General features: G+C 59.6%; 15 protein-coding genes. 6 read left to right on the top strand and 9 right to left on the bottom strand.

Annotated elements, in window-relative coordinates; all coding sequences use genetic code 11:
* Positions 1–24 precede the first annotated feature (24 nt).
* Positions 25–1251: an argininosuccinate synthase gene (locus RBB31_RS00295; RefSeq protein WP_306127262.1), complete on the top strand. Its 1227-nt coding sequence runs from the start codon at positions 25–27 to the stop codon at positions 1249–1251.
* A gap of 131 nt (positions 1252–1382) precedes the next feature.
* Here RBB31_RS00295 and RBB31_RS00290 read toward each other — a convergent pair whose 3' ends face one another.
* Together RBB31_RS00290 and RBB31_RS00285 are read right to left on the bottom strand one after the other, a co-directional pair.
* Positions 1383–2114 carry an HAD family hydrolase gene (locus tag RBB31_RS00290; RefSeq protein ID WP_306127261.1) on the bottom strand — a complete coding sequence of 244 codons (732 nt, stop codon included), beginning with the start codon at positions 2112–2114 and terminating at the stop codon, positions 1383–1385.
* The gene (locus RBB31_RS00285) at positions 2114–3022 is read right to left on the bottom strand and encodes a D-amino acid aminotransferase (RefSeq protein WP_306127260.1); all 909 of its coding nucleotides are present in this window, start codon (positions 3020–3022) and stop codon (positions 2114–2116) included. Before RBB31_RS00285 ends, RBB31_RS00290 begins: the two co-directional genes overlap by 1 nt.
* A gap of 181 nt (positions 3023–3203) precedes the next feature.
* Between RBB31_RS00285 and msrA the strand changes: the two genes are divergently transcribed.
* On the top strand, positions 3204–3866 hold the full coding sequence (msrA, locus tag RBB31_RS00280; RefSeq protein WP_306127259.1) for a peptide-methionine (S)-S-oxide reductase MsrA: 663 nt from the start codon (positions 3204–3206) through the stop codon (positions 3864–3866).
* On the opposite strand, the gene RBB31_RS00275 is transcribed toward msrA, so the two are convergent.
* The gene (locus RBB31_RS00275; protein ID WP_306127258.1) at positions 3827–4735 is read right to left on the bottom strand and encodes a ribokinase; all 909 of its coding nucleotides are present in this window, start codon (positions 4733–4735) and stop codon (positions 3827–3829) included. The two genes, msrA and RBB31_RS00275, sit on opposite strands and share 40 nt — an antisense overlap.
* A gap of 155 nt (positions 4736–4890) precedes the next feature.
* Between RBB31_RS00275 and mutS the strand changes: the two genes are divergently transcribed.
* Positions 4891–7509, top strand: coding sequence for a DNA mismatch repair protein MutS (mutS, locus tag RBB31_RS00270; RefSeq protein WP_306127677.1), 2619 nt, complete (start codon positions 4891–4893; stop codon positions 7507–7509).
* Positions 7510–7512: 3 nt separating this feature from the next.
* Here mutS and RBB31_RS00265 read toward each other — a convergent pair whose 3' ends face one another.
* Together RBB31_RS00265 and hrcA are read right to left on the bottom strand one after the other, a co-directional pair.
* Positions 7513–8079 carry a nucleotide exchange factor GrpE gene (locus tag RBB31_RS00265; RefSeq protein WP_306127676.1) on the bottom strand — a complete coding sequence of 189 codons (567 nt, stop codon included), beginning with the start codon at positions 8077–8079 and terminating at the stop codon, positions 7513–7515.
* Between the two features lie 9 nt (positions 8080–8088).
* Entirely contained in the window at positions 8089–9153 is a 1065-nt protein-coding gene (gene hrcA, locus RBB31_RS00260; protein WP_306127257.1) for a heat-inducible transcriptional repressor HrcA, read from the bottom strand.
* 117 nt (positions 9154–9270) lie between these two features.
* On the opposite strand from hrcA, the gene rph reads away from it, so the two are divergent.
* From rph to hemW, 3 genes are read left to right on the top strand one after another with little or no spacing between them, the layout of a single operon-like run.
* The gene (gene rph, locus RBB31_RS00255; protein ID WP_306127256.1) at positions 9271–9987 is read left to right on the top strand and encodes a ribonuclease PH; all 717 of its coding nucleotides are present in this window, start codon (positions 9271–9273) and stop codon (positions 9985–9987) included.
* Complete coding sequence (gene rdgB / locus RBB31_RS00250) at positions 9980–10588, top strand: RdgB/HAM1 family non-canonical purine NTP pyrophosphatase (protein ID WP_306127255.1); 609 nt, start codon at positions 9980–9982, stop codon at positions 10586–10588. Before rph ends, rdgB begins: the two co-directional genes overlap by 8 nt.
* Positions 10581–11738: a radical SAM family heme chaperone HemW gene (hemW, locus tag RBB31_RS00245; protein WP_306127254.1), complete on the top strand. Its 1158-nt coding sequence runs from the start codon at positions 10581–10583 to the stop codon at positions 11736–11738. Before rdgB ends, hemW begins: the two co-directional genes overlap by 8 nt.
* Here hemW and RBB31_RS00240 read toward each other — a convergent pair.
* The 4 genes from RBB31_RS00240 to mnmG are packed head-to-tail and all read right to left on the bottom strand — an operon-like array spanning position 11735 to position 15917.
* Positions 11735–12634, bottom strand: coding sequence for a ParB/RepB/Spo0J family partition protein (locus RBB31_RS00240; RefSeq protein WP_306127253.1), 900 nt, complete (start codon positions 12632–12634; stop codon positions 11735–11737). The two genes, hemW and RBB31_RS00240, sit on opposite strands and share 4 nt — an antisense overlap.
* 10 nt (positions 12635–12644) lie before the next feature.
* Positions 12645–13454 (bottom strand): ParA family protein, encoded by an 810-nt coding sequence (locus RBB31_RS00235; protein ID WP_306127252.1) that lies wholly within the window; start codon positions 13452–13454, stop codon positions 12645–12647.
* Positions 13447–14058 carry a 16S rRNA (guanine(527)-N(7))-methyltransferase RsmG gene (rsmG, locus tag RBB31_RS00230; RefSeq protein ID WP_306127251.1) on the bottom strand — a complete coding sequence of 204 codons (612 nt, stop codon included), beginning with the start codon at positions 14056–14058 and terminating at the stop codon, positions 13447–13449. The genes RBB31_RS00235 and rsmG overlap by 8 nt, the downstream gene beginning before the upstream one ends.
* A complete protein-coding gene (gene mnmG / locus RBB31_RS00225; RefSeq protein WP_306127250.1) occupies positions 14055–15917 on the bottom strand; it encodes a tRNA uridine-5-carboxymethylaminomethyl(34) synthesis enzyme MnmG in 1863 nt (620 codons plus the stop codon). Before mnmG ends, rsmG begins: the two co-directional genes overlap by 4 nt.
* Positions 15918–15926 lie beyond the last annotated feature (9 nt).

Here is a 15926-nt window from a genome sequence, read left to right as displayed (position 1 = left end):
AACATCATGCAAAGGGGTACCAAGATGTCCGCGCCCAAGAAAGTCGTGCTGGCCTATTCCGGCGGCCTCGATACGTCGATCATCCTCAAGTGGCTGCAAACGGAATATGGCTGCGAGGTCCTGACCTTCACCGCCGATCTCGGCCAGGGCGAGGAGCTCGATCCGGCCCGCAAGAAGGCCGAGCTTCTGGGTATCGACCCCTCGAATATCTACATCGAGGATATCCGCGAGGAATTCGTCCGCGATTTCGTCTTCCCGATGTTCCGCGCCAACGCCCTCTACGAAGGCCAGTATCTGCTCGGCACCTCCATCGCGCGCCCGCTGATTTCCAAGCGCCTTGTCGAGATCGCGGCCGAGACCGGCGCCGATGCCGTCGCCCACGGCGCCACCGGCAAGGGCAATGACCAAGTCCGGTTCGAGCTGGCCGCCTACGCGCTCAACCCCGATATCAAGGTCATCGCCCCCTGGCGGGAATGGGATCTGACATCGCGCACCCGCCTTCTGGAATTCGCCGAGAAGAACCAGATCCCCATCGCCAAGGACAAGCGCGGTGAGGCCCCGTTCAGCGTCGACGCCAACCTCCTGCACACCTCTTCCGAGGGCAAGGTGCTGGAAGATCCCGCCGAGACCGCACCCGATTACGTCTACCAGCGTACGACCAATCCCGAAGATGCGCCGAACGTCCCCGAACTCGTCGAGATCGGGTTCGAAAAGGGCGACGCCGTGTCGATCAACGGCGAGGCCATGTCCCCCGCGACGATCCTGACCCGGCTCAACGATCTGGGCGGCAAACACGGCATCGGTCGACTCGACTTCGTCGAAAACCGCTTCGTCGGCATGAAATCCCGCGGCATCTACGAGACCCCCGGCGGCACCGTCCTGCTCGAGGCGCATCGCGGCATCGAACAGATCACCCTCGACAGCGGCGCGGGGCACCTCAAGGACAGCCTGATGCCCCGCTACGCCGAACTCATCTACAACGGCTTCTGGTTCTCGCCAGAGCGCGAGATGCTGCAAGCCGCCATCGACAAGAGCCAGGAACACGTCACCGGCACCGTCCGGCTGAAGCTCTACAAGGGGTCCGTCAACTGCGTCGGCCGCTGGTCAGATCACTCGCTCTATTCCGAGGCCCACGTGACCTTCGAGGAAGACGCCGGCGCTTACGACCAGAAAGACGCCGCCGGCTTCATCCAGCTGAATGCGCTGCGTCTGAAACTTCTGGCTGCCCGCAACCGCCGCCTGAAAGGTTAAGCAAGGCGGCCCAAACGGGCCGACGAACGTTCGGCCCGTTCACCACGGAGTCCTGCGAAAATGGCGCCGTCGGAATACCACTGAAATACCGACGCGATACCGACGTGCCATTATCGACCCTGATTCGCCCGTTAACCCTGCAACGGTGCCTTAACCGCTTCCCCGCGCAACGCCTCGTAATAGGGCATCGCGGCCGCCGATAAATCAGCCTTCCACCCGGTCAATTCCGGCACATCACCCTCGGCCGGCGCGAACCCGGTCGAGCCGTGCACGGCCCCGTACCAGTGGCTGGCCCAAACCCCATCATCCGCGTGCCCGCCCTTGGGCCAGTGCAACATGTCCGGCGTCCAGTCCAGCCCGATCCGTTCGCACAAGGCCCGCAAGTGGCCTTCGGGATCGCGCCGAATATCGGCGCTGTCGATCACCACCGGATCGCCGCCCAGCGCCTTGACCTGGTCGAACAACTCCGCCTGCTGACGAAACCCGATATCGTCCAGCGTGGGCTTTTCATACTTGGCCGAGAAGCTCGCCACCACCCGCGCCGGATGGCGGATCAGGAACACGTTCACCACGTCCCGGATCCAGTCGCGCGGCACGCCGTCTATCATGTGCTGCGCCATGTGCTTATGGTAAAAATGCTGCTTTCCCCGTGGGATAGGCCCCATTAGCCCGGCGATCACCTCCGCCGGTTCACTCGGTTGCGAGGCAATGATCTCGTCCCGCATCGGGTGCTCCAGACCCGTCTTCGTCAGGTAGGCCGCATAGAACGGCTCGTCGATCACGGCGCAATCCCCGCGCGCCGCGAAGGCATACATCATCGCCGTCGACAGGTTGCGCGGCCCCGACCACATCGCGATCCGCATCAGGCGCATTCCTTCGCGATCAGGTCCTTGTAAAGCCCCTGGATCCGCCGCGTCACCGGCCCGGCTTCGCCATCGCCAATGGGCCGGCCGTCGATCTCGCTCACCGGCGTCTGCGCGCCGAACGTGCCGGTCAGAAACGCCTCGTCGGCACCATAGGTATCCACCAACGAGTAATTCCGCTCGAAAACCGGCATGTCGTTTTCCCGGCATAGATCGATGACTTTCTGCCGCGTGATCCCGTTCATGCAATAGTCGCCGGTCGAGGTCCAAACGGCCCCTTTACGAACGATAAAGAAATTGCACGCATTAGTCGTGTTCACGAAACCATGCACATCCAGCATCAGGGCTTCGTCCGCTCCCGCTTTTTCCGCGGCGATGCAGGCCAGGATGCAGTTGAGCTTGGAATGGGAATTCAGCTTCGGGTCCTGCGTCATCGGCAGGCCCCGGATATGCGGCACCGTGGCCAATCGTATCGGCCGCGCGATCTTGGGTCGTGAATGCTCCATGATGATCGTGATCGTCGGCCCCTGCCGCGACAGGCTTGGGTGTTGGAAAGGTCGCGTCTTGATGCCCCGCGTCACCATCAGGCGTGCGTGCGTGTCACTCGTCATCTGGTTGGCGTTCTGCGTGTCCAGAAGGGCCTGCAACACCTCCTCGCGCGACAGGCCGATATCCAGGTCGATCGCCTTCGCCGCCTCGAACAAGCGATCAAGATGCTCATCGACAAAGGCCCACGTCCCGTCATACAGCCGCAGACCTTCCCACACCCCGTCGCCCAGCATGAAGCCGCTGTCATAGACACTGACAAGCGCTTCTGCCCTCGGCACGATCCGCCCGTTCAGCCAGATCAGGACCTCTTCGTTCCGCGCATCCTCTTCCGCCTGGTGTGTCGTCTGATGCTCTGCCATGCCCGTCGCCCTTTCGCTTTGTTACAAACCGCCGCGCGATTTGTTTCAGCACACGCTAGGAACAGGCAATTTCGGTGCCAAGGGGTAAATTCGCATCACCGGCGCGTGACCTCACGCCGAGGTGAATTGGAACGGTTGCACAACCGCGGCAGTTTGGTCGTCAGAACAGGGAGGCTGTGCCATGAAGCATCTGCGGAACATCAAGGCGACCGTGCTCGCCATATCCATCGCCATCGGCTTTGGCATTCAGACAAACGCCGCTAAAGCCGCAGAGACGGAGACGCTGACCGTGGCCGGCGGCTGCTTCTGGTGCGTCGAGGCGGATTTCGAATCCGTCCAGGGCGTCAGCGAGGTCATCTCGGGATACACTGGCGGCACCGTGGAAAACCCCACATACAAGCAGGTCGTGCGCGGCGGGACAGGTCATTACGAGGCGGTGCAGATCGAATACGATCCTTCACAAGTCAGCCGTGAAGAGCTGTTGTCGCTCTTCTTCCGCTCGGTCGACCCGACCGACGCCGGCGGCCAGTTCTGCGACCGGGGCGACAGTTATCGCACCGCGATCTTTGTCGATGGTGCGGCCGAGGAAGAGGCGGCAAAGACAGCCAAGGCCAAGGCCGCTGCCGCCCTAAGCCAAGATATCGTCACGCCGATCCTGCCCGCCTCGGATTTCTATGAAGCGGAGGAGTATCACCAGGATTACTACAAGGGGGACCGCCTGATCATCACGCGCTTCGGTCCGAAAACCCAGGCCAAGGCCTACAAGGCATATCGCGAGGCGTGTGGCCGCGACGCACGCATCCGTCAGATTTGGGGCGACGACGCACCGTTTATCGGGTCCTGACCCCAGAAGGCATGAACCTCCGCCAGCGACGGGATCGCCTCTGTCGTCCCGCGGCGTGTGACTTTCAACGCCGAGGCGCAGACGGCGCGCTCAACTGCCTGTTCGGCCGGCAGCCCGGCGTCCAATCCGGCGGCAAAATAGCCCGCGAACGTATCGCCGGCGCCTGTCGTATCGACCGCGTCGACCTTCGGTGCCGGGAAGTTTCGTTCCGACCAGCCCGCACTTTCTTCCAGTAGCACGGCCCCTGCCGCACCGCGTGTCACGACGATGGCTTCCACCCCAAGCGTTGTCATGTCCCGCCCGCTGGCCTGCATCATCTGGCCGAACTCCATCTCGTTCAGCACCAGGATATGCGTCTGTGCAAGGAACCCCTCGACCGTGTTTTCGTCGTAGGGCGCCGGTACATACATCACTCGCAATCCTCTTTTTCGAGCCTGCGCCACGGCAAATTCCTTACCGTTGGTTTCGTTCTGAAACACCAGAAGGTCACCCTCGCGCGCATCGTCCAGCGAAGCGGCAATTGCCCGGTCCGATTGCCTGTGGTTGGCGCCCGGGAAAATCACGATGACATTTTCCCCTTGGCGGTCGACATTGATGATCGCATGTCCTGTCGGGATCTCGGCATCTGCTATGTATTCGATGTCTATCCCGTATTCCGCCAGCCGTTTTTTCGCCCAAGCACCGTCGGGCCCGACGGCGCCGATATGGCGCACCCTTCCTCCGGCCCTGGCGATGGCCACCGACATATTGGCGCCCTTTCCCCCCAGCCCGGTTGCCATCGAGGTCGCCGCCAGCGTCTCGCCTGGCTGTGGCAGGTGCGGTACGTCGTACACATAGTCAATATTGATCGAACCCAGGTTGAAGATCATCCTGTCCCTCCCTCGCTACGCACTAGTTCCGCGCTTTGGTGTGGTTTTCAAGCCTTGCTTCGCTTTTGCCTTTTACCCCCCGCCCGTGATTTGTAAGCTGCCCGCCAAAGCCTATGGGGGGCAGTTTGGCATCCACGACAACAGCCGTGACGCCGATGATGGCGCAATACCTGGAACTGAAAGCCCAGTACCAGAACGCACTTCTGTTCTACCGGATGGGTGACTTCTACGAGCTGTTTTTCGACGACGCCGTTGCCGCCGCCGAGGCACTGGATATCGCGCTGACCAAGCGCGGCAAACATCTGGGCGAGGATATCGCGATGTGCGGCGTGCCCGTACATTCCTCTGAAGGCTACCTGCTGACACTCATCCGCAAGGGCTTTCGCGTCGCCGTTTGCGAACAGATGGAAGACCCCGCCGAGGCCAAGAAACGCGGCTCGAAATCCGTGGTCAAACGCGACGTGGTGCGCCTGGTGACGCCCGGAACCCTGACCGAGGAAAGCCTGCTTGAGGCACGCCGCCACAACTTCCTGACAGCCTTTGCCAAGATACGCGAAAGCTCTGCGCTGGCCTGGGTCGATATCTCGACCGGCGCGTTTCACGTCATGCCGCTGACCGGCCCGCGCCTGTCGCCCGAGCTGGCCCGTCTGGCACCCAGTGAACTGATCGTGGCCGATGGGGACGAGGCTGTCCTCCGCGACATCGCCGAGGAACATGGCATTTCGATCACCCCGCTTGGCCGCTCCGCATTCGACAGCGCGGGCGCAGAAAAGCGGCTCTGCACCTTGTTCGACGTCAACACGCTCGAGGCGTTCGGGCAATTCGAGCGCGCCGAGATTGCCGCAATGGGCGCGATTGTCGAGTACCTGGAAATCACCCAGAAGGGAAAGCTGCCGCTCCTGCAAAAGCCCTTGCGCGAGAATGAGGCGCGCGTCATGCAGATCGATGCCGCCACGCGCCGGAACCTGGAACTGACCCAGTCACTGACCGGTGGGCGGGCGGGGTCTCTGCTGTCGTGTATCGACCGCACCGTCACAGCCGGCGGCGGCCGCTTGCTCGAGCGGCGCATTTCCAGCCCCAGCCGCGTACTGTCCGTGGTTCAGGATCGGCTTGATTGCGTGGACTTCATGGTTGGGAACCCGAGGTTTGCCCAGGATCTGCGCGAAACGCTACGCAAAGTTCCCGACCTGGACCGCGCCTTGTCGCGCCTCGGGCTAGACCGGGGCGGGCCCCGCGATCTTGCTGCCATTCGTAACGGCCTCGCGCAAAGCGCAGAGGTTGCGCGGATGCTTGAGGGGCAAGACCTGCCAAAACCGCTTCGGGAGGTCTCTGCTGCGCTGACCGGCCACAATGAGCTGCTCGACCTACTCGATGAAGCCCTGATCGCCGAGCCGCCTTTGCTCGCCCGCGACGGAGGGTTCATCGCCGATGGCTACGATGCCGAGCTGGACGAGGCGCGCAAACTGCGGGACGAAGGGCGCGGCGTCATCGCCGGAATGCAGGCAGACTATGCAAAGATGACGGGCATCCAGAGCCTGAAGGTCAAGCACAACAACGTGCTGGGCTATTTCGTCGAAGTCACCGCAACCCATGCCGACAGGATGCTGTCTGAACCGCTCAACGAAACTTTCAAGCATCGCCAGACCACCGCCAACCAGGTGCGGTTCACTACCGTGCCACTAAGCGAGATGGAAACGCGTATACTCAATGCCGGCGGTCGCGCGCTCGAGATTGAAAAGCGGCTCTACGATAGCCTCAAAGGCGCTATTCTGGCAAAATCCGGAGAGGTATCACTGGCCGCGCGGTCTCTTGCGGAGTTTGACCTCGCAGCTGGTCTTGCCGATCTCGCCCGATCGGAAAATTGGTGCCGACCCCGGATCGACGAAAGCCGCGCACTCGACATCGAGGCAGGCCGCCACCCGGTGGTCGAGGCGGCCCTTCGGTCTCAGGGCGGTGCGCCCTTTATCGCGAATGACTGTGCGCTGGGAGACATCAGCGATATCTGGCTGCTGACCGGGCCGAACATGGCGGGCAAGTCGACCTTTTTGCGCCAGAACGCGCTTGTCGCGGTTCTTGCCCAGATGGGCAGTTATGTCCCGGCCACGCGTGCACATATCGGGCTTGTCAGCCAAGTGTTCAGCCGCGTGGGTGCCTCTGATGACCTAGCCCGTGGCCGCTCGACCTTCATGGTCGAAATGGTCGAAACCGCCGCGATCCTGAATCAGGCCGATGACAAGGCACTGGTGATCCTGGACGAAATCGGGCGTGGCACGGCCACTTATGACGGGCTGAGCATCGCTTGGGCAACATTGGAACATCTTCATGAAACCAACCGTTGCCGCGCACTTTTCGCCACTCATTATCACGAACTCACGCGTCTTAGCGACAAGCTGGAGCGAGTCGACAATGCGACCGTCACGGTCAAGGAGCATGATGGCGACGTGATCTTCATGCACGAGGTGCGGCGCGGCGCGGCCGATCGAAGCTATGGCGTGCAGGTGGCCAAGCTGGCCGGGCTCCCGGCCGCGGTGGTCGAGCGCGCCCGCGTGGTGCTCGACGCTCTTGAAAAGGGCGAACGCGAAGGCGGAAGCAAGCGCACGGCCTTCATCGACGATCTGCCGCTATTTGCCATGACACCGCAACCGGCACCCCAGCCGAAACCGCAGGATTCGGCCGTCGACAAGCGGCTGGGTGAGATCCTGCCCGATCATCTGACACCGAAAGAGGCGCTGGATCTGATCTACGAGCTGAAGGAGCTGTCGCAGAAACCCTGAAGCTCAGCCAGTGAAGGAGGATACACCCACTTGCGCCGGACGCAGGATGCGGTCGTAGAGCATGAAACCCTGAGCTGAAACCTGAATGATCTCCCCCGCCTTGGTGCCGGGCACAGGCGCTTCGAACATCGCTTCATGCTGCTTGGGATCGAACTTGTCGCCGACCTGCGGATCGATCACGTGGATGCCGTGCTTGGAGAAAACGTTGACCAGCTCTCGCATGGTCAGCTCGATACCCTCGATCAGGGCCGCAGCTTCCTTTCGTTGCTCCTCGGTCACGGTCTCGACCGCGCGTTTGAGGTTGTCGAACACCGGCAGGATATCCCGGGCAAGCTTGGACCCGCCATAATTCTCGGCCTCGGTACGCTCTCTCTGGGCACGCTTGCGCGCGTTCTCGGCGTCGGCGAGGGCGCGCATGAACTTGTCCTGGAACGCATCCCGCTCTGCCCGCAAGGATTCGACCTCGTCCTCCAGGCTTTCCGGAGCGTCTTCTTCCGTCAACGCCGCCTGCTCTTCTTCTTCAGCCTGCTCGACGTCGTCCAGAAACGGCTCTTCCTTCGACTGTGCCATGCTCATCCTTTACTTTCGGTCCGCGATCAGCTTTCCGACAAGCTGCGCGGTGTAATCCACGATTGGAACAATGCGTCCATAGTTCAGGCGGGTGGGGCCAATCACACCGACCGCGCCCACGATCTTACGATCAGCGTTCATATATGGAGAGACCACCAAAGAGGAACCCGAAAGTGAGAAAAGTTTGTTCTCTGACCCGATAAAAATGCGCACACCTTCTCCCTGATCGGTCAATTCCAGGAATTCCGCGATGTCCCGCTTACGCTCAAGGTCATCGAACAGCGTCTTTATCCGGTCAAGGTCCTCCTGCTCTACCTCCGAGTTGATCAGATTCGAACGGCCCCGAACGATCAGCCGTTCGTAGCTGTCGGCCTCGCCTTCCCATACGGCCAGCCCACTTTCGACCAATTGATGCGCAAGCCCGTCAATCTCCTGGCGGCGTTTGTCGATTTCCCTGGCAATCACGGTCTGCACATCGGACAGGGTCTTGCCCTCGATCAGCGCATTCAGAAAATTCGCCGCCTCGCGCATCGAGCTTGGCGTCTGGCCCGGAGGCGGATGGAAGATACGGTTTTCGACATGCCCATCTCCGAAGACCAGCACCACCAATGCCCTATCGTGGCCCAGCGCAACGAATTCGATATGCTTGATCGGCGCTTCGTGTTTCGGGGCCAGCACCAGCGAAGCGCCTTGCGTCACTCCGGACAGCGCAGAGCCGATTCGGTCGAGCGCAAGGCTGACATCATCGGAATTGGATCCCAGCGTCGCGTCGATCTTTTCCCGGTCGTTCAACTCGAGGTCGCTGACCTCCAGCAGGCCGTCGACGAACATCCTCAGCCCTTGCTGTGTCGGCACCCGTCCCGCGGAGACATGCGGACTGTCCAGCAGACCGAGATACTCCAGATCCTGCATCACGTTCCGGATCGTGGCGGCAGAAACCTTCTCGCTCATGTCGCGTGTCAGGGTGCGCGAGCCCACCGGATCACCCGTCGCGAGATATCCTTCCACAACCCGGCGAAACACTTCCCGCGAGCGGTCGTTCATCTCTTCGAGGATCTGTCGCGCGTTTTCCATCTGCATTTCTGTCGCCCCGTGGAGTGCCATTAAAAACGGCCCGCTGAAAAGGTCAATCGGGGTTGCTATCGGGTTTCGGTCGCCTGTATCTCCATCGGGCAATAAGGGAGATAAGGCATGCGTCCTTCGGGAAGAGACTTAAGTGAAATGCGCGCGGTTTCAATCGAGACGGGCGTAACGAAACATGCCGAAGGATCCTGCATGATCCGCATCGGCGACACCCATGTTCTGTGTACCGCGACGATCGAAGATCGGGTGCCGCCTTTTATCAAGGGGTCCGGCCTCGGCTGGGTTACGGCGGAATACGGTATGCTTCCACGTTCCACAACGTCGCGAATGCGACGTGAGGCCTCTGCCGGCAAGCAAGGCGGTCGGACTGTCGAAATACAGCGCCTCATCGGCCGCAGCCTGCGTGCCGGAGTGGACCGTGTCGCCTTGGGTGAACGCCAGATCACCGTCGATTGCGATGTCATCCAAGCCGACGGCGGCACGCGCTGCGCCTCTATCACCGGTGGATGGGTCGCACTGCGCCTGGCGGTCAACAAGCTGATGAAGACCGGCGATGTGGTCAGTGACCCTCTCGCCGATCCGGTTGCCGCTGTCAGCTGTGGTATCTACGCTGGCCAGCCGGTGCTGGACCTCGACTACCCCGAAGATAGTGACGCCGGCGTTGACGGCAATTTCATCATGACCGGGACCGGTCGTCTGATCGAAGTCCAGATGAGCGCAGAAGGCGCCACCTTCAGCCGCTCCCAGATGGAAAACCTGATGGATCTGGCCGAAAAAGGCGTCGGCGAACTCGTTGCACTGCAAAAGGCGGCTGCGGATGCGTAAATTCACCGGCGATACGCTTCTGGTGGCCACCCATAACGGGGGCAAACTGCAGGAGATCGCCACGTTGCTTCAGCCGTATAACGTTAAGGTCGTGGGTGCGGCAGAGATGAAGCTGGACGAGCCCGAGGAAACCGAGACGTCGTTCATTGGCAATGCACGGATCAAGGCCCACGCCGCAGCCCGGGCAACCGGCCTTCCCGCGCTGTCCGACGATAGTGGTATTGAGATCGATGCGCTGGGTGGCGCTCCGGGCGTATATACCGCTGATTGGTCCGAAACAGAGACTGGCCGCGACTTTGTGATGGCCATGAACAAGACTTATGATCGTCTCTTGAAGACCGGTATAGAACAACCATGGACCGCACGCTTTTGCTGCACCCTTGTTTTGGCTTGGCCCGACGGGCACGACGAGGTTTTTCCAGGGACGGTCGAGGGCCGGATCGTCTGGCCCATGCGGGGTGCACAGGGCCATGGCTACGATCCGATCTTTCAGCCGAACGGCCATGACGTCACTTTCGGTGAAATGGATGGCACGGATAAGAACCGAATAAGCCACCGCGCGGATGCGTTCGCCAAACTCGTGAAGGGCTGCTTTGACTGAGGACTGGCAGGCAGGCGGTTTCGGCCTTTATGTCCACTGGCCGTTTTGCGAGGCGAAATGCCCATACTGCGACTTCAACAGCCACGTGCGAGCAGAGATTGACCAATCGCGCTGGCTGAGAGCCTACCTGCAGGAACTGGACCGGTATGCCGACCGTTGTCCGGGGCGTGTTCTGAACTCTATCTTCTTTGGCGGTGGCACGCCCAGCCTGATGCAACCCAAAGTGGTAGGCGCGATCATCGAACGTGCCTGCCGGATCTGGACGCCCGCCAACGATATCGAAATCACGCTCGAGGCCAATCCCGGCTCGGTCGAGGCAGACCGCTTTTCGCGTTTTGCGGAGGCGGGAGTGAACCGGGTCTCTCTCGGGGTGCAATCCCTGCGGGACGGCGACCTGCGCCGTCTTGGTCGAATCCACACCGTCGCGGAGGCGATCAAGGCATATGAGACCGCGCGGGCGCATTTCGCGCGAGTCAGTTTCGATCTGATCTATGCGCGGCAGGATCAGACCCTGACGGATTGGCACCAGGAACTGTCCGAAGCGCTTGCACTCGCGGTCGACCACCTCTCGCTTTATCAACTCACGATCGAGCCCGGCACCGTTTTTTCGCAAAGGCGCGCCAGGGGCGGATTGCGTGGCCTGCCGTCCGACGATCTTGCCGCAGACATGTACGAGTTGACCCAGGAACTGTGCGAAGCGGCGGGTTTCAAGTCATACGAGGTGTCAAACCATGCGCGGTCCGGGGCCGAGTCGCGCCATAATCTCGTTTACTGGCGATATGGGGATTACGTCGGGATCGGTCCCGGGGCTCATGGTCGCATCACTTTGAATGGCACACGGCATGAAACCGAAGCCTGGTTCAATCCGGAACTATGGCTATCGCGGTCAGAATCTGATAAACCATTGAAAATATTAAACGAAGTAAGTTCTGGAGAGCAAGGGGCCGAACATCTTCTGATGGGTTTGCGGATCAGCGAAGGCGTTGATTTGGATAGGCACGCGGCCCTGTGCGGCAAACCGATCCCACAAATAAAGATAGACCATTTGACCGAGCTCGGCTTGCTGAACGTCCGAGACGGGTGGATATCAGCCACTCCTGGCGGTCGGCTCCTGCTGAATCAAGTGATCGCGGAATTGCTGGAAGATTAGTTTCCGGACAGCCGCCTGCAAAGATCATCCAACTGGTCAAGGCTTTCATAGGATATGGTCATGCTTCCATTTTCCTGACCCGGCTTGTGATTCAAGGCAACTTTCATCCCGAGGTTTGCCGCCAGGTCGCCCTCCAAGGCCTTGGTATCAGCATCCTTTTGCGCGGGTGATTTCTTCTTTGGCGCACTCTCATCCGAAAAGATGTTGCCACCGCTCTTCTTCGCAAGTTTCTCGGTCTCGCGGACCGACAGACCCTTCTTGACGATCTGGGCAGCAAGCCCCGATGGGTCCTCCGCGGTGATCAACGCCCGAGCATGGCCCGCGCTTAATCTTCCGTCACGAAGATAGGTCAGAACGTCGTCGGGCAGCCCGAGCAGACGAACAAGGTTAGCAATGTAACTCCGGCTTTTGCCCAACGCTTGTGCCAGCTTCTCCTGCGTATGACCGAACCGTTCCATCAACTGGCTGTACCCGGCCGCCTCTTCCACCGGGTTCAGATCGGCCCGCTGGATATTCTCGATAATGGCGACTTCCAAGACTTCGGTGTCGTCGAACTCTCGGACAATGACCGGAATCTGATGCACCTTGGCCAACTGTGCCGCCCGCCAGCGCCGCTCACCTGCAACGATTTCATATGCGCCGCTTGTTCGTGGGCTGGGCCGGACAATCAGAGGCTGAATGATGCCTTTGGCTGAAATCGACGACGCCAGATCCTGCAATGCCGAATCATCGAAGTCTCGCCGAGGCTGTTCCGGGTTGGGCTCGATCTTCTCGATCGGAACCGTTTTGTCGGCTGCCTTGGTGGTATCCGCGGGAGCCTCCTGTGCGTCTGCAACGTCCGACATTAATGCCGACAATCCGCGCCCCAGGCCCCGCTTCGATTTCTTGTCCGACATTTCGCTCTCCCTACGCTGCCTGCCTCTTGTTATTGGTCACCAGCTCCCGTGCCAAGGCACGATATGCCTCTGCCCCTTTTGAGCCCGGGTCATACGAAAGAACCGGCACGGCATAAGACGGCGCTTCGCTGACCCTGACATTTCTCGGTATCTTCGTCTGAAACACCAGCGGCCCAAGATTGTCGCGCGCATCCTGTTCCACTTGGGACGACAGGTTATTCCTGCCATCGTACATCGTCAGGACCACGCCCTCGATGCGCAAATCCTTATTCGCGGATTGGCGCACCTCTCGAACCGTGAGCATGAGCTGCGACAGACCTTCAAGCGCGAAAAATTCCGATTGCAGTGGGACCAGAACCGAATGTGCGGCAACCATTGCGTTCACGGTCAGCAGGTTGAGCGATGGCGGGCAGTCGATAAGGATATAGTCAAACCCGAAATTGTCCATCGCGGGCTGGCGTAAGGCGTCGTGCAGAAGAAAGCTGCGCTTTTCGTTCGAGATCAGTTCCATATCTGCCGAACTAAGGTCAACCGTGGCTGGCACGATGCTCAGGTTGGCCTGGGCCGTCTCTTGTATCACCTGGTCCAACTCAATTTCTTCGAGCAATAGCTCGTAGGTGGTGAATTCGCGCTCGTTTGCCTCGATTCCCAGGCCCGTCGAAGCGTTTCCTTGCGGATCCAGGTCGACGATAAGGACTTTAAACGCTTCCTCTGCAAGCGCCGCCGCCAAGTTAATTGTCGTGGTCGTTTTTCCCACACCGCCCTTCTGGTTCGCTATAGCGATGATTTTTGTTTTGGCAGAGCGCGTGAGATCAAGCACGGCTTACTCCTGAAATGCGTAAAATGACGGATTGTGCGTTCGTTTTGCTTTTAGCAACCTCATGATCAAAACACCACTTCGATTGCGCCTCGGACAGCTCCTCCTGCCAGTTTTTCCCCTTCGGAAAGAGCATGACGCCCTGCGGTTCCAAATGCCTGTGCGACAAGGAGAAAAGTTTATTCAAATCCGCCAGTGCGCGGGCGGAAATGATGCTTGCGCCCAAAGGCGGCAAATCCTCGATTCGTTGAGAAATAACTGTCGCGTTGGTTGATGTCTCTCTCACTACGGCGCGAAGGAAAGTTGATTTGCGATGATCGGATTCAACGAGGGTGACAGAAAGCCCTTCCCGCAATTCACTCGCCAGAATCGCTACGACAAGACCTGGAAAACCTCCCCCTGAGCCGAAATCTGCCCAAGTCTTGGCCGACGCCGGTGCGAATTCCATAATCTGGGCAGAATCGACGAAATGCCGCGTCCATAAATCCTCGATCGTTGATTTTGAGACCAAATTGATCTTTGGATTCCATTTTTTAAGCGCGTTGGCATAGTGCTCCAGCTTTTCCATTGTTTCACGTGAAACATTTAGGTCGCCGAGCTTGCTCATGCTGATCTGGACCGTTTCTGCTGCCTCAGCTTTGCCAGAATGGTCGTTAGTGCCGCCGGGGTCATCCCATCGATCCGACTGGCCTGCGAAAGGTTCGTCGGACGCGCAGCATCCAGCTTGCTTTTCAATTCGTTTGACAGGCCGTTAATGCCTTCAAATTCAAAGTCCGCCGGGATGGTGTGCTTTTCGTCTTTTTTCATCAACTCGACATCGCGCTTTTGCCGCGCGATATAATTGGCGTAAAGCGCATTACGCTCGAGTTGGCGACGGATCTCCACATCAATGTCCGCGAGTGTTGGGTCCAAAGCGAGGAGATGCTCGAACTTGACATCGGGAAACGACAGCAAGTCGAAGCCATCGCGCTTCGTCCCGTCCTCGTTTACCTTGATGCCCGCCTCATTAAGCTGCTTCGGACTGTAGCTCGTCGCAATCACACGCGCTTTTCCGGCCTCCAACCTTTCGAGCTTGTCACTAAACGCAACCTTCCGGCCTTCCTTTACACACCCCAAGCTCATTCCAATAGGCGTAAGTCGTTGATCCGCGTTGTCCGCTCGCAGAGACAGCCTGAACTCGGCCCGAGACGTGAACATCCTGTAAGGCTCCGTCACACCTCGCGTCGTCAGGTCGTCAATCATAACGCCAATGTAGCTTTCCGAGCGGCTGAAGATGATCGGTTCGCGCTCGAACGCAGCGAGCGCGGCGTTCAGACCGGCAACCACACCTTGTGCGGCCGCCTCCTCGTACCCCGTCGTGCCGTTGATCTGGCCGGCAAGATACAAACCGGGGACGGTGCGAACGGCGAGCGTCATGTCGAGCGCACGGGGGTCGACATAGTCATATTCTATCGCGTAACCGGGTTGAAGAATCTCCGCCCGCTCCAGCCCCTTGATGGAATGCACGTAGTCGCGTTGTATATCCTCGGGCAAAGAAGTCGAAATTCCGTTGGGATAGATGACATCATCCGATAGGCTTTCCGGTTCCAGAAAGATCTGATGAGAGCTTTTTTCAGCAAATCTTACGATCTTGTCTTCGATCGATGGGCAGTACCGTGGACCAACGCCATCGATATGGCCCCCATACATGGCAGATCGTTCAAGATTTTTGCGAATAATCTCGTGGGTCTTGTCGTTCGTATGCGTGATCCCGCACGAGACCTGCCGTGCAAACGGTTTCTCCGACAAGAACGAGAAAAGCACGGGATCATCATCGGCGGGCTGCAGATCCAAACCACCCCAATCGATCGTCTTTCCGTTCAGCCTGGGCGGGGTACCTGTCTTGAGGCGGCCCAAGGGCAATCCGAAGCCATCAATTCTCTCCGCCAGCTTGACAGAGGGCTTGTCACCCAACCGCCCACCAGGCCGCGACACATCACCAATATGAATTACGCCACGCAGGAACGTCCCTGTCGTCAACACGACGGAGTGCGCCGTGATCTCGCTGCCGTCCGCCAACACGACCCCCGCAACGGCGTCGCCCTGAAACACAAAGTCAGCAGCCTCGCCTTCGACAACGGTCAGGTTCGGACACGTCGCGATTTCTTCTTGCATTGCCTCGCGATAGATTTTCCTGTCGGCTTGCGTGCGAGGGCCTTGCACTGCGGGACCTTTCCGACGATTCAGCAAACGGAATTGAATTCCGGCTTTGTCAGCAATGCGCCCCATCACGCCATCCAGGGCGTCAATCTCACGTACCAAGTGACCTTTGCCTAGCCCACCGATCGCAGGGTTGCAGGACATAACTCCTATTGACGCCCTCGTTAAAGTCACAAGCGCCGTCCGCGCGCCCATCCGCGCAGCGGCGTGCGCTGCGTCGGTCCCGGCATGACCGCCCCCTATTACTATGACGTCAAAATGTTTCACGTGAAACAC

The sequence above is a fragment of the Roseovarius sp. MMSF_3350 genome (assembly GCF_030733425.1).
In the GTDB taxonomy this organism is placed as follows: domain Bacteria; phylum Pseudomonadota; class Alphaproteobacteria; order Rhodobacterales; family Rhodobacteraceae; genus Roseovarius.
The sequence above is the reverse complement of the archived record's forward strand: the minus strand, read 5'-3'. Positions and strand labels throughout refer to the sequence as shown.